Consider the following 13,627-nt stretch of genomic DNA (forward strand, 5'->3'; position numbering starts at 1 on the left):
CCGAGCGGTATAGCCGCCGATACCGGGCAAGCTCAGCAGGGTGTCGACGTCGTCAGGAACCACGTCCCCGTGGTCGCGAGCGATGACGGTGGCGCATTCGTGCAAGCGCTTGGCCCGCCTCGGATAGCCCAGCTTGCCCCAGGCGCGCAGCACGTCCGCGGCGCTGGCCGCGGCCGTGGCCGATGCGGTCGGCCAGCGCTGCACCCAATCCGTCCAGATCGGCAACACCCGGGATACCGGCGTCTGCTGCAGCATGAATTCACTCACCAGAATCTGCCAGGCGCTCACTCCAGGGTCGCGCCATGGCAGATCGCGGCGCGAGATCTGGTACCAGCCCAGAAGTTCGTCCGCCGGGATTTGAGGTCGGCTAGGCACGGCCGACCGCGGCACAGCACAATGTGTGCCATGCCCAACACCACTCCGGCAACAGCATGGAAAACACTCAAAGAGGGTAACGAGCGATTCGTCGCCGGCCGTCCCGAGCATCCCAACCAAAGCGTCGAGCGTCGAGCAAGTTTGGCGTCGGGCCAGCAGCCGATCGCCGCGGTGTTCGCCTGCGCGGACAGCCGGGTGGCCGCCGAGCTCCTCTTCGACCAAGGGCTGGGTGACATCTTCGTGGTCCGCACCGCGGGACAGGCGATCGACACGGCGGTATTGGGCTCCATCGAATACGCGGTGGCGGCGCTGAACGTTCCGCTCGTCGTCGTCGTCGGCCACTCCGGCTGCGGTGCGATCAAGGCGGCCGTGGGAGCGGTCGACGACGGCGCGGTGCCCGGCGGCTTCGTGCGCGACGTGGTGGAGCGCGTGGCCCCGTCGATCCTGGTGGGCCGTCGCGACGGCCTGAGCAGCGTCGACGAGTTCGAGAAGCGGCACGTTGCCGAAACCGTCGCACAGCTCGCATCTCGGTCCACGATCATCGCCGAGCGGTTGGCCGCCGGCACGCTGGGGATCGCGGGCGTCACCTATCAGCTCGCCGACGGGCGGGCCGAGCTGACCGACCAGGCCGGCGATTTGGGCGAGTAGAACGGCGGCGAATACGGGCCGGGAGACCAGCTAGCCGACCGCTACTACACGGCGGTTGGCCAGCAAACCTGGCGACACGCCGAGGCGGGTCAGCCGAATCGATGTGACCTGGGCCTACGCTGCGAACGTGCTCGATCTGGAACCGCGTGGCCCGCTACCCACCGAGATCTATTGGCGGCGCAGAGGCCTGGCCATTGGTATCGCGGTCGTCGTGATCGGGATCGTGGCCGCCGTCGTCATCGCATTCATGGGGCATAACGCGGGAGCCAAGCCCGCCAATGCCGACAAAGCCACTGCCGCTCAAAACAAACCGGTATCGCCTGTGCCGCAGGCGCCCCCACCGACGGGTCCCGAGGGTCCAGCTCCGGTGGTGCCGCCGGCGCAGGGCCAGAACCCCGAGACCCCCACGCCCACCGCCGCGGTGCAGCCGCCTCCGATTCTGAAAGAGGGCGACGACTGCCCCGATTCGACGCTGGCCGTCAAGGGTCTGACCAACGCGCCGCAGTACTTCATCGGTGACCAGCCGAAGTTCACCATGGTCGTCACCAATATCGGGCTGGTGGCCTGCAAGCGCGACGTCGGCGCCGCGGTGCTGGCCGCCTACGTCTATTCGCTGGACAACAAGCGGCTGTGGTCGAACCTGGACTGCGCCCCGTCCAACGAGACGCTGATCAAGACATTTACGCCGGGCGAGCAGGTCACCACCGCGGTGACGTGGACGGGGATGGGTTCGGCCCCGCACTGCCCGCTGCCGCGGCCGGCGATCGGGCCTGGCACCTACAACCTCGTCGTGCAGCTGGGCAATCTGCGCTCGATGCCGGTTCCGTTCATCATGAACCAGCCGCCACCGCCGCCGGGCCCGGTGCCCGGACCGGGGCAACCGGGCGCCGTGCCGCCGCCGGAGGCGCCGCCGATGCCCTCGCCGCCGGCAGGCTGATGCCAACGCACATCAGCTCAACGAGTCGGTGATCGTCGACTCGGCCAGCTGCGACAGTCCTTCGCGCACATGGCGGGCCCACATCGCGCCGATGCCGTCGACCGATTGCAGGTCGCTGGCGCTGGCCGCCAGCACGTTCTGCAGCGTCCCGAATGAGCGAACCAGTAGATCGGCGTGGGCGAACTGCAACCGGGGGATGCCGGCCAGCGCACGGTAGCCGCGCGGGCTGACCGCCGAATCCTGCGCCTCGGTGGTCGTCGGGTACCCGAAAACCTTTGCCAGAATGGTGAAGTCGAGCAACTCGGTATCCGACAGCGCGTCCAGCTCGTCGAGCGTGGCCGTCACCGGCGCCTCGGACAGCGGCTCCGGGCTGGCGTGATAGTCGCGCACGATCAGTTCGCGGGCATCCTCGTTGCCACCCAGCAACTCGTCGAGCTGCAGCCGCAGTTGGCGGCCGTCGGTGCCGAGTTCCACCGTGTCGTTGTCGATCACCTCGCCGATCCGGCGGACCAGCTCGAGCCGCTGCACCACCGTCAAGACGTCGCGCAACGTGACGAAGTCCTCGATCTCGGCGCGCGACAGCTGCCTGCTGACCTCGTCGAGCCGGATCTTGTAGCGCTCCAGGGTGGCGATGGCCTGGTTGGCCCGCGACAGGATGGTCGCCGAGTCGGCGACCACGTGGCGCTCCCCGCCCACGTAGACGGTCACGATGTTCATCGAGTGGCTCACCGAGATCACCGGGTAGCCGGTCTGGATCGCAGCCCGCTCCGCGGAGCGGTGCCGGGTTCCCGACTCGTCGGTCGCAATCGACGGGTCCGGTACCAGCTGCACGTTGGCCCGCACGATGCGGCTGCCGTCGGTGGACAGCACCACGGCGCCGTCCATCTTCGCCAGCTCGCGCAGCCGGGTGGGGGCGTAGCGCACATCCAGAGCGAATCCGCCGTCGCAGATGGCCTCGACGGCTTCGTCGTTGCCGAGCACGATCAGCGCGCCGGTACGCCCACGCAGGATGCGTTCCAGGCCGTCACGCAGCCCGGTGCCCGGAGCCAGGCGGGCGACAGTTTCACGCAGCGTCGGACGGGTCACAGAGTGTCATTCTTCCGGCCCAACGCGCCGTCCGTCTAGCCGTCGCGGGTTTGCGGGCGCGCCACCGCGGTGGTCGGCGATGTCGATCATGTGCTCCAGCGCCGCCACGATGGTGGGCGCGCGCAGCGCCCGCATCCCGTTCGGCACGATCTCGCGCCGGGGATCGTCCCCGTCCGGGATGAGCGCGATGCTGAACCCCTGGCGCGCGGCTTCGGACAGGCGCCGCTCCATGCCGCTGACCCGCCGGAGGTCTCCCGCTAATCCCACCTCGCCGACCATCACCGCCGTGGTGGGCAGCGGCAGGTCCGCGAGCGCCGAAGCCAGCGCGACCGCGACCGCCAGGTCCGACGACGGATCGGTGAGCCGCATGCCGCCGACCGTGGACAGGTAGATGTCGTTGGCGCCAACGGGCAACTTGGCGTGCTTTTCCAGCACCGCGGTGATCATCGCGGCCCGGGAGTGGTCGATGCCGCTGACGGCGCGGCGCGGTGAGCCGCCCGCGGGCGTGGCAAGCAGCGCCTGCACCTCACCGATCAGCGGCCGCTTCCCGTCGAGTGTCACCGTGATCGCGGTGCCGGGAACCGGGGCCGGGCGTTGATCCAGGAACAGGTTCGACGGGTCGGTGACGCCCTCGATCCCGTTGTCGTGCAACAGGAAACACCCGACCTCGTCGGCGCCCCCGAACCTGTTCTTGATCCCCCGGACCATGCGCAGCGAATTGTTGCGGTCGCCCTCGAAGTGCAACACCACATCAACCAGGTGCTCCAAGGAACGTGGCCCGGCGATGGCCCCGTCCTTGGTGACGTGTCCGACCAGGATCAGCGCGACCCCATTGGTTTTGGCCGCCGCGGTCAGCGCCGCCGTCACCGCGCGCACCTGCGTGACGCCGCCGGCAACGCCATCGGCCTCGGCGGTGGACATGGTCTGCACCGAGTCCACGATCATCAGCGCGGGCTTGACCGTGGCGATGTGCTCGAGCACGGCATGCAGGTCCGATTCAGCGGCCAAATAGAGCTCGTCGCTGCCGCAGCCGATGCGGTCGGCGCGCAGCCGGATCTGGCCAGCGGACTCCTCACCGGAGATGTACAGCGCGCGGCGGCCGGATTGCGCCCAGCGATGCGCGACCTCGAGCAGCAGCGTCGACTTACCCACACCCGGATCGCCGGCCAAGAGGGTGACCGAGCCGGGCACCACGCCGCCGCCGAGCACCCGGTCGAGTTCGCCTACACCCGTCGTGCGGTGCCGGCTGGCGTTGGGCTCGATCGAAGTGATGGGCACGGCCGGTGACGCCATCGCCTGGCCACTACGACGGGCGGCGACCGCACTGAGAACCGGGACCTCGTCAACGGTGCCCCAGGTGCCGCACTCCAGGCAGCGGCCGACCCACTTCGCGGTGACATGCCGGCATTCCGAACACCGGTATTGGGAGCGCGCAGTTGCCACGCCATGACGGTATCGAGCCGCTACGACAAGCCCGCGTCACGACAGGCGGTTACCCCGCTTGGTTTTGCTGCGGCGGCATCAGTCCGGCCGAAATCGGCACGGCGACGGTGGCCTGCCCGGCCTTCTCGAAATTGAAGGTGAAGTTGTAGGTGAGGCCGTTGGAGATGGGCTTGGCCAAGTTGACCGTGGCCTTGGCCGCCGCGGTGTTGGAGCCGACCGGGCCGGGCGCCACCTTCTCGCCCTCCGGCGTGCCGATGAACAGCGACCCGCCGGCGGGCAGTCGGGCGTCGCCACTGACCGTCACCGTGCCGATGTCGCTGGTGATGCCGACCAGTCTGTCGGCGGCAGTCGCCGACTGGTTGACGGCCACCAGCACCAGGTCCACAGTCCGGCCCGGCTGCAGGTAGTCGCCGCTTTGGCTGGCCTGGATCCGGATGTCGCGCAGCGCCACGTTCTTGAACGTGACCTTGTTGCCGTTGATGGCGGGCTCCTGGACCGCCATCTGCGAGACCTGACCGGCTCCGCAACCGCTGAGCAGAACGGCCATCGCGACGGCGAGCGCGGGGAGGCCGAGGCGGATCTTGAAGCGGTTCACTCTCTCAAGCCTCCTGCTGAGCCGGTTCGACTAATGCAACTATGCACAGTAGTAGCAAGGTCTCCCGCGCGATAGCGCGGGGCGCCAGACCAGCACAGGAGCTGTTTGCAAGGGCGCCGACGGGCCGCTCCCCGGGCGTTGGTAATGTGCAGCACTGCACGACTTGATCCCCATGTCAACCCCTAATCTGCGCGTGTTGTGCCCCTGACCTGCATCGTTGCTTCGCGCGTAGTTGGGCGGCCGTGTTAGGATTGAAGTAACGAAAGGGGCTCGAATCAGATGATCTTCAAGGTCGGCGATACCGTTGTTTACCCACATCACGGTGCTGCGTTAGTCGAGGCGATCGAAACCCGGACGATCAAAGGGGAACAAAAAGAGTATCTCGTCTTGAAGGTGGCGCAGGGCGACCTCACAGTCCGAGTTCCCGCCGACAACGCTGAGTACGTCGGTGTGCGCGACGTCGTCGGACAAGAAGGTCTCGACAAGGTTTTCCAGGTGCTGCGCGCCCCGCACACCGAAGAGCCGACGAACTGGTCACGTCGCTACAAGGCCAATCTCGAAAAGCTCGCTTCCGGCGATGTCAACAAGGTTGCCGAGGTAGTCCGTGACCTGTGGCGTCGCGACCAGGAGCGTGGTCTGTCGGCCGGCGAGAAGCGGATGCTGGCCAAGGCCCGGCAGATTCTGGTCGGTGAATTGGCGCTGGCCGAGAGCACCGACGACGCCAAGGCGGAGACCATCCTCGACGAGGTTCTGGCCGCCGCTTCCTGAAGGTCCTGACACTTCGGTGGCCCCGGAGACGGGCACCTCAGGCAAAGTAGTCGCAATCGTCCCCGCCGCAGGGTCGGGCGAACGGCTGGCCGCAGGAATTCCCAAGGCATTTTGTTTGGTTGACGGTCGCACGCTGCTGCAGCGCGCCGTCGCCGGTTTGCTGGAATCCGGGGTTGTCGATCACGTCGTGGTGGCCGTCCCCGCCGACCGGATCGACGAAGCCCAGCAGCTTTTGGGCAATCACGTCGGAGCCGGACAGGTCACCGTCGTCGCGGGCGGCCCCGACCGCACCGAATCCGTCAACCTGGCCCTGGCGGCCCTGCCCACGGCGTCTGAGTTCGTACTGGTACACGACGCCGCGCGGGCGCTGACGCCCTCGGCGCTGATCACCCGCGTGGTGGCAGCGCTGCGGGCCGGTCACGACGCCGTGGTGCCCGCGCTGCGCCTACATGACACCATCAAGGCCGTGGACGCCAACGGGGTGGTCCTGGGGACGCCGGAGCGCGCCGGGCTGCGCGCCGTGCAGACTCCGCAGGGCTTTGCGACCGATCTGCTATCGCGTGCCTACCGCGCCGGGGCCGGGATGCCCGGTTTCACCGACGACGCGTCGCTGGTCGAGCACGTTGGCGGCCAGGTCCAGGTCGTCGAGGGCGACCCACTGGCGTTCAAGATCACCACCCAGCTCGATTTGTTGCTGGCCGAGACCGTGGTGCGCGGGTGAACGCGCTAGATCCCTTCCCCAGGGTCGGACTGGGCGTCGACGTGCACCCGATCGAACCCGGACGGCCGTGCTGGCTGCTGGGTCTCCTTTTTGCCGACGCCGACGGCTGTGCCGGACATTCCGACGGCGACGTCGGGGCGCACGCGCTGTGTGACGCGGTGTTATCGGCGGCCGGGCTGGGCGACATGGGCGCGGTATTCGGGGTCGACGATCCGCGCTGGACGGGCGTCAGCGGCGCCGACATGCTGCGCCATGTCGCGGAGCTGACGTCGCACCGGGGCTTCCGGATCGGCAACGCCGCGGTGCAGGTCATCGGGAACGGGCCGAAAGTCGGTCCACGCCGCGACGAGGCGCAGCGGGTGCTGTCGGAATTACTGGGCGCGCCGGTCTCGGTGTCGGCGACGACGACCGACGGGTTGGGGCTCACTGGACGCGGTGAGGGCCTCGCCGCCATCGCCACCGCGCTGGTAGTCGCCACCGGGTAAGCCCGCGCGGCGCCGGGCGCCGTGGAACTACCCGGTAAGCTGGCACGTCGTGACCGATCACGCCCGCTTGCGGCTACACGATACGGCGGCCGGTGCCGTGCGTGATTTCGTTCCGCTGCGCGAGGGTCACGTCTCCATCTACCTGTGTGGCGCCACCGTCCAGGGCCTGCCGCACATCGGCCATGTGCGCAGCGGGGTGGCCTTCGACATCCTGCGCCGATGGCTGATCGCCCGCGGCTGCGACGTCGCGTTCATCCGCAACGTCACCGACATCGAAGACAAGATCCTCAACAAGGCCGCCGCGGCGGGTCGGCCGTGGTGGGAGTGGGCGGCCACCTACGAGCGCGCCTTCAGCGCCGCCTACGACGCCCTTGACGTGCTGCCGCCATCGGCCGAGCCGCGAGCCACCGGGCACATCACCCAGATGGTCGAATTGATGGGACGCCTGATCGAAACCGATCACGCCTATGCCGCCGGCGGTGACGTCTACTTCAACGTGCTCAGCTATCCGGAATACGGGCAGCTGTCCGGGCACAAGATCGACGACGTCCATCAGGGCGAAGGCGTCGCCACCTGCAAACGCGATCAGCGTGACTTCACTATGTGGAAGGCCGCCAAGCCCGGCGAGCCGTCCTGGCCCACCCCGTGGGGCCGGGGACGCCCGGGCTGGCACCTGGAATGCTCCGCGATGGCCCGCACCTATCTCGGCCCGGAATTCGACATCCATTGCGGTGGAATGGACTTGGTCTTCCCGCACCACGAGAACGAGATCGCCCAGAGCCGCGCCGCGGGCGACGGATTCGCTCGCTACTGGCTGCACAACGGCTGGGTGACGATGGGCGGCGAGAAGATGAGCAAATCGCTGGGCAACGTGCTGGCGATACCGGCGTTGCTGCAGCGCGTGCGCGCCGCCGAACTGCGCTACTACCTGGGCAGCGCCCACTACCGGTCGATGCTGGAATTCTCCGACAACGCCCTGCAGGACGCGGTGAAAGCCTATGTCGGCGTTGAGGAGTTCCTGCACCGGGTGCGGGTGCGCGTGGGTGGCGTCGAGCCCGGGCAGTGGACCGCGCGGTTCGCTGAGGCCCTCAACGACGACCTGGCCGTGCCGGCCGCGCTGGCCGAAGTGCACCAGGCCCGCGCGGAAGGCAACCGAGCGCTGGACTCCGGCGATCACGAGGGCGCACTGCAACATGCCGGCGCGATCCGCGCCATGATGGGCATCTTGGGTTGCGATCCCCTCGATGAACGCTGGGAGACCCGCGACGAGACGTCGGCGGCGCTGGCCGCCGTCGACGTGCTGGTCCAGGCGGAGCTGGAGAATCGGCAGAAGGCGCGCGAGGAACGCAACTGGGCGCTCGCCGACGAGATCCGCGACCGGCTCAAGCACGCCGGTATCGAGGTCACCGATACCGCCGACGGGCCGCAGTGGGAGCTTTTGGCCCACGAAGAAAAGCGCGACAAGTAGATGGCCGGCAATTCGCGCCGCCGTGGGGCAATACGCAAAGCGGGCAGCAAGAAGGGCGCAGTCGTGGGTTCGGGGGGCCAGCGGCGCCGCGGCCTGGAGGGACGTGGCCCCACCCCGCCCGCGCATATGCGCCCCAACCATCCGGCCGCCAAGCGCGCCAAAGCCCAGCCCCGTCGGCCGGCGCGGGGCCGAACCGACGAATCCGAGACGGTGCTCGGCCGCAACCCGGTGCTGGAGTGCCTTCGGGCGGGGGTGCCGGCCACCGCTCTCTACGTGGCGCTGGGCACCGAAGCCGACGAACGGCTGACCGAATCCGTCACCCGCGCAGCCGATTCGGGCATCGCCATCCTCGAGGTGCCGCGTACCGATCTGGACCGGATGACCAGCAACCACCTGCATCAGGGGATCGCGTTGCAGGTGCCGCCCTACGACTATGCCCACCCCGACGATCTGGTTGCCGCCGCGATCGCCTCGCCGCCGGCGCTGCTGGTCGCGCTGGACAACATCTCCGACCCTCGCAACCTGGGTGCCATCGTGCGTTCTGTGGCGGCGTTCGGCGGCCACGGGGTCCTGATCCCGCAGCGACGGTCGGCCTCGGTGACCGCGGTGGCGTGGCGCACCAGCGCCGGGGCCGCCGCCCGCATCCCGGTGGCGCGCGCCACGAATCTGAATCGGACACTGACGGATTGGGCCGGGCGCGGGCTGCGGGTGGTCGGGCTGGATGCCGGCGGCGACACCACACTCGACGACATCGACGGCACCGATCCGCTGGTGGTGGTCGTGGGCTCGGAAGGCAAGGGACTGTCGCGCTTGGTGCGGCAGAACTGCGACGAAGTCGTGTCCATCCCGATGGCCCAGAACACGGAATCGCTGAACGCGTCTGTGGCCGCCGGGGTGGTGCTCGCCGAAATCACGCGCCAGCGCCGGGGTTAACCCGGGTGCCCGGCCCGTCCGCGCGCCTTTGCGGGATGCTGGTGGTGCTGCTGGCGGTCGCGCTGTGGCCTGTTGTCGTCGCCCGGGCCGAATCACCCGACTTCGACCTGCAGGCCCACCGCGGCGGGCGCGGCGAGACCACCGAGGAGTCCCTGCGTGCGTTCGCCAAGTCACTCGAATTGGGCGTCAGCACATTGGAACTCGACGTCGTCCTCACCAAGGACGGGCAACCGCTGGTGTGGCATGACCCGGTGATTCAGCCCGAAAAGTGTGCCGACACCGCGCCCGCGTTCGACGGTGACCCGCAGTATCCGTACGTCGGCAAGTTCGTGCACGAGCTCACCCTGGCGCAGGTCGACACTCTCGACTGTGGGCGCCTGCTGGCTGACTACCCTCGGGCCGAGGTGGTGCGGGGCAACAAGATAGCGACGCTGCCGCAGGTGTTCGCGCTCGCCGACTCCTATCGCGCCGATGCGACCCGGTACAACATCGAAACCAAAGTGGAGGCCGATCAACCCGGCGCATCCGCCGAGCCGCAGGAATTCGTCGACGTGATACTGGCCGCGGTCAGGTCCGCGGGCAAGGTGGACCACGTGGAGATCCAGAGCTTCGACTGGCGCACCCTGCGGCTGGTACGCAGCGCCGAACCGTCAATTCCGTTGGTGGCCCTGTATGACGGGCGAACCTGGGCAGCGGACTCCCCGTGGCTGGCCGGCGAAAACCCCGCCCTCATCGGTGATCCCCTGATCGGCGCGCGCATGGTGGGCGCAAGCATCGCCTCGCCGGACTACCAGCTGGTCACCGGCAAGCCCTACGTCGACCGTGCGCATGCGTTGGGGCTCAAGGTGATTCCCTGGACGGTGAACGACGCCGCGGCCATGCGTCAGCAGATCGGTTATCGCGTCGATGGCATCATCACCGACTATCCGACGACGCTGCGCGGCGTGCTGGCCGGGCTCGGCGTGCCGCTGCCGCCGTCCTACCACCGGGGCTAATGCGGTCAGGGCATGGCGTCGGCCGATGCGATATGCCCTTCGAAGCCAAGCGTTGTCGCCATGTCGCGGTATCGATCTCTGAATTCTGCGTATGTTGTGTCGTCACCGCGGGCCCGCGCCAACAGAGCGCGGAGTCGCAGCAGCAGGATGTCGCGCACAACGAAAACGTCATCGGTCGGCGATGCCGCCAACCGCTCAATCGCGGCGTCGGCTTCGGTCACGTCACCGTCGGCGCCGCGGTCCAACAGTGTCTCGACCAGAACACCTGTCACGACAACGCCCCATCCGAGCAGCTGTCCCGTTCGGGTCAGATCGTCGATCGCGGCGCGCATCAGCGGTATCGCGCCATCGTGATCTCCGTGCCGCGCCTTCTCGCGTGCCAGATATGCCTCGACGAGCGGCAAATCGGCGATGTGGTGTCGGTCGCGGATGAATACGTCGCGGACGGCCGTCAGAACTTGCCGTCCACGGTCGCGCTCCAATGCCGTCGGGCGGTGCACCAGCGCAGCGCCCAGTGTCACCTGAGTGTGGGCCAGCGCGAAGTCATCGCCGGATCGCGCGGCATTGTTAACGGCGTCCTCGATCTCGCGCATCGCGGAATCGTCGGGCAAGAGTGCTCCCGTCGGTATTCCGGTGCCATACGAGTAGGTGACCGTTCCGGCGTAGGTCAGCGCGTCGCTGTTGCGGGCTATTGCGATGCCCTGCCGCATGTCCTCGCGCCATCCGGGGCGGCCCATGCAATACCGTCCGACAGCCCGCGTCGTGAACGCGAGCGCCAGCGGCGAACCGAAAATGAAGTTGCCTGTTGCCGGCTCACCGTCGGCCAAATCGACGACTCGTTGTGACCACCGCAGCATCTCCAACCAATTGGCGCTCTCCATCTTGGAGTAGATCGGCGCGAAGGAGAGGCCCACCGTCAGGGCCGGATCGCCGAGCGATTCGATCAGGGACCAGGCTTCAGATGCCAGGTGTGAGGCCTCGCGCAACCGGCCTTGGTACGCGTGATCGGCCACGAGCCCCGCCATGGCTATGGCCAGCGACCGCTTGTCGTCCGCTACGGCGCACAGCTCGCGTAGTTCCTCAAAGCGGACTCCTGCAATGTTCACCTGGACGCGAAAGCCAGTCCCGCACAACATGGTGCGCGGGGCGATGCGCATGGCCAGCTGGTTCGGGTCATCGGCGGACAGGGAGTCGGCGATGTTTTGGGCGCGTCCCCAACTCACCCGCGCCGCGCTGATGTCGCGGTTGGTCGCCCACGTGGCGGCACGCATGTGCCAGTCGTAGGCAGCCTGCGGGTCGCCGGCTGCCTCCAGGTGTTCGGCGATCAAGGCGGCGTTCTGCTCGGCCGATTCCGGCTCGCGGGTATCGATCGCGACCGCGAGCCGCCGGTGCAACCGGGAGCGATCGGCCTTCAGTTGGGATTCGTAGGCCACCGCACGGATCAACGGATGACGAAAGGCATACTCCGCGCGTGGCGTGTATCGCACTTGGTCGACGAGCTCCGCGGCTATCAACTTGTCGACAACCGGATCGACGTCCAGGCTCGCCAGCAGATCGTGGTCGAAGCGCGCACCGATGATCGCGGCGGCGGCGAGTGTGCGTTTGGCCGCCGGGTCGAGCCGGTCGATGCGGGCGGCAATAGTCGCCTGCAGCGTGGCCGGCACGCTGACCTCGGCCGAATCGGTGCGGCTGGAGTAGCCGCCGATCTCTCCGAGCAGCACGCCGCGTTCGGCGAGATCTCGGGTGATCTCTTCGGCGAAAAACGGATTGCCGCCTGCTCGCCCGGCGATCATCTCGCCGATCTTGCCGACGGACGGATCGGGCCCCAACCGTTCGGCGACCAGGCGTGAGGTTTCCGTGTCGCTCAACGGTGCCAGGGCGATTGTCTGCGCGCCGGCGACTTGCGCCAGAATTCCGTGATATTCGGGGCGATAGGTGATCAGCACCAGCGAGGGCGTCTGCGGTATCACGGCAAGAAAGTCCGCGATCATGGATTCGCTGACCTCGTCAATCCAGTGCGCGTCTTCCACGACGAAGACCGCCGGCTCGCCGCGGGCGAGCTGCGCCGCGTTGATCAGCGCGGTCAACCGCCGCCTCCGCGCGTCGGGGTCGATCTTGGGCAACTCGACGTCGGGATCGGCGATGCCCAACAGGTCATCGAGCAGCAGCAAGTCCTGCGGATCCGCGTCGGGCAATCGTGCGCTGAACTGGCCGACCGCGCCCAGCAGACGCGCCACCGCGTGGAACGGAATGTCGGCGGTGTGCGACTCGCAGAAGCTGGAAAACACTTCGACCCCATGCCTTTTCGCAAGCCGCGTGGCTTCAGCCGTCAGCCGCGTCTTGCCGATTCCGGCAGGACCGATCACGTTCACCACACACCCACGGCCGGCTGCCGCGCGATCCAGCATCGCGGCCAGCGTGGTCAATTCCCAATCGCGGCCCACCAGCGTCGACTCCGAGACACCGGTCCGTTGCGCGGCAACGCCCAGTAGCCGCCGCGCCGGTACCGCGTGTGCAAACCCTTTGATACGCACCAGCCCTGGTTCTGCAAGCACCGTGGTGCCCTCCACCAGTCGCGCGGTGGAGTCGCTGAGCATCACGCCGCCGGGTGGCGCCACCGACTCCATCCGCTGAGCCATTCCCACCTGCTCACCGATGGCGGTGTAACCCAGAGCGGCAGAGCCGATCTCCCCGGCAATCACCTGACCCGAATTGAGTCCCACTCGCAGCTGTAGTTCGACCCCGTCGCGGCGTTGCACCTCTAGCGACAGGCGGGTGACTTCGTCTTGAATGGCCAGCCCCGCCAGGCACGCACGCAGCGCGTGGTCCTCCAGAGCGGCGGGCGCGCCGAACACCGCCATGATGCCGTCGCCGGTAAACTTGTCCACCGTGCCGCTGTACCGCTGCACCACCGCGGCGGTATGCGCGACGAGTTCGGCCATGATCTCGCGCAACCGTTCCGGACCCACCGTCGCGGCGATTTCCATCGATCCCACCACGTCGGCGAACAACACCGTGACCTGTTTGTACTCCGCTGGCACGCCCGGCGCCGCCGTCGGCGAGCCACACTCATCGCAGAACTTTGCGGTCGGCCGCAATTCCGCGGCGCACCTCGCGCAGCTTAAAGCGGCCGTCATGCGCCCCACAATAAGTCGCTCAGCGGGGTGAGTCAG

12 protein-coding genes and 1 pseudogene are annotated in these 13,627 nt (G+C 68.0%); 8 read left to right on the forward strand and 5 right to left on the reverse strand.

Going from position 1 to position 13,627, the window contains the following annotated elements; genetic code table 11:
- A pseudogene (locus tag VFW69_RS19350) lies at positions 1-375 on the reverse strand (A/G-specific adenine glycosylase); the annotation flags it as partial.
- Between the two features lie 30 nt (positions 376-405).
- Here VFW69_RS19350 and VFW69_RS19355 point away from each other — a divergent pair.
- Together VFW69_RS19355 and VFW69_RS19360 are read left to right on the forward strand one after the other, a co-directional pair.
- Positions 406-1,023 carry a carbonic anhydrase gene (locus VFW69_RS19355; RefSeq protein ID WP_526503568.1) on the forward strand — a complete coding sequence of 206 codons (618 nt, stop codon included), beginning with the start codon at positions 406-408 and terminating at the stop codon, positions 1,021-1,023.
- Between the two features lie 127 nt (positions 1,024-1,150).
- Positions 1,151-1,960, forward strand: a complete 810-nt coding sequence (locus VFW69_RS19360) for a hypothetical protein (protein WP_526503570.1) — start codon at positions 1,151-1,153, stop codon at positions 1,958-1,960.
- A 12-nt stretch (positions 1,961-1,972) separates the two neighbouring features.
- On the opposite strand, the gene disA is transcribed toward VFW69_RS19360, so the two are convergent.
- Genes disA through VFW69_RS19375 form a run of 3 tightly spaced genes read right to left on the reverse strand, consistent with a single transcriptional unit; the run spans position 1,973 to position 5,084 of the window.
- Positions 1,973-3,046: a DNA integrity scanning diadenylate cyclase DisA gene (disA, locus tag VFW69_RS19365; protein WP_526503572.1), complete on the reverse strand. Its 1,074-nt coding sequence runs from the start codon at positions 3,044-3,046 to the stop codon at positions 1,973-1,975.
- A 6-nt stretch (positions 3,047-3,052) separates the two neighbouring features.
- Positions 3,053-4,489: a DNA repair protein RadA gene (gene radA, locus VFW69_RS19370; protein WP_526503574.1), complete on the reverse strand. Its 1,437-nt coding sequence runs from the start codon at positions 4,487-4,489 to the stop codon at positions 3,053-3,055.
- Positions 4,490-4,538: 49 nt separating this feature from the next.
- A complete protein-coding gene (locus tag VFW69_RS19375) occupies positions 4,539-5,084 on the reverse strand; it encodes a copper chaperone PCu(A)C domain-containing protein (protein WP_526503576.1) in 546 nt (181 codons plus the stop codon).
- A gap of 279 nt (positions 5,085-5,363) precedes the next feature.
- Between VFW69_RS19375 and carD the strand changes: the two genes are divergently transcribed.
- The 6 genes from carD to VFW69_RS19405 are packed head-to-tail and all read left to right on the forward strand — an operon-like array spanning position 5,364 to position 10,454.
- A complete protein-coding gene (gene carD / locus VFW69_RS19380; protein WP_007166539.1) occupies positions 5,364-5,852 on the forward strand; it encodes an RNA polymerase-binding transcription factor CarD in 489 nt (162 codons plus the stop codon).
- Between the two features lie 16 nt (positions 5,853-5,868).
- The gene (gene ispD, locus VFW69_RS19385; protein ID WP_526503582.1) at positions 5,869-6,573 is read left to right on the forward strand and encodes a 2-C-methyl-D-erythritol 4-phosphate cytidylyltransferase; all 705 of its coding nucleotides are present in this window, start codon (positions 5,869-5,871) and stop codon (positions 6,571-6,573) included.
- Positions 6,570-7,058: a 2-C-methyl-D-erythritol 2,4-cyclodiphosphate synthase gene (gene ispF / locus VFW69_RS19390; RefSeq protein ID WP_526503584.1), complete on the forward strand. Its 489-nt coding sequence runs from the start codon at positions 6,570-6,572 to the stop codon at positions 7,056-7,058. The genes ispD and ispF overlap by 4 nt, the downstream gene beginning before the upstream one ends.
- Positions 7,059-7,107: 49 nt before the next feature.
- Positions 7,108-8,526 carry a cysteine--tRNA ligase gene (gene cysS / locus VFW69_RS19395; RefSeq protein ID WP_526503586.1) on the forward strand — a complete coding sequence of 473 codons (1,419 nt, stop codon included), beginning with the start codon at positions 7,108-7,110 and terminating at the stop codon, positions 8,524-8,526.
- Positions 8,527-9,459, forward strand: coding sequence for a 23S rRNA (guanosine(2251)-2'-O)-methyltransferase RlmB (rlmB, locus tag VFW69_RS19400; RefSeq protein ID WP_526503588.1), 933 nt, complete (start codon positions 8,527-8,529; stop codon positions 9,457-9,459).
- 35 nt (positions 9,460-9,494) lie between these two features.
- A complete protein-coding gene (locus tag VFW69_RS19405) occupies positions 9,495-10,454 on the forward strand; it encodes a glycerophosphodiester phosphodiesterase (protein WP_526503618.1) in 960 nt (319 codons plus the stop codon).
- 5 nt (positions 10,455-10,459) lie between these two features.
- On the opposite strand, the gene VFW69_RS19410 is transcribed toward VFW69_RS19405, so the two are convergent.
- Positions 10,460-13,591, reverse strand: coding sequence for an ATP-binding protein (locus tag VFW69_RS19410; protein ID WP_526503590.1), 3,132 nt, complete (start codon positions 13,589-13,591; stop codon positions 10,460-10,462).
- Positions 13,592-13,627: the final 36 nt, after the last annotated feature.

This window comes from Mycobacterium sp. (assembly GCF_036273375.1).
Classification (GTDB): domain Bacteria; phylum Actinomycetota; class Actinomycetes; order Mycobacteriales; family Mycobacteriaceae; genus Mycobacterium.

Excerpts from the sequence above, each read along its gene's own strand:
- VFW69_RS19355 (WP_526503568.1), top strand. The coding sequence starts at position 406 with ATGCCCAACACCACTCCGGCAACAGCATGGAAAACACTCAAAGAGGGT.
- carD (WP_007166539.1), top strand. The coding sequence starts at position 5,364 with ATGATCTTCAAGGTCGGCGATACCGTTGTTTACCCACATCACGGTGCT.
- rlmB (WP_526503588.1), top strand. The coding sequence starts at position 8,527 with ATGGCCGGCAATTCGCGCCGCCGTGGGGCAATACGCAAAGCGGGCAGC.
- VFW69_RS19405 (WP_526503618.1), top strand. The coding sequence starts at position 9,495 with ATGCTGGTGGTGCTGCTGGCGGTCGCGCTGTGGCCTGTTGTCGTCGCC.
- VFW69_RS19410 (WP_526503590.1), bottom strand. The coding sequence starts at position 13,591 with ATGACGGCCGCTTTAAGCTGCGCGAGGTGCGCCGCGGAATTGCGGCCG.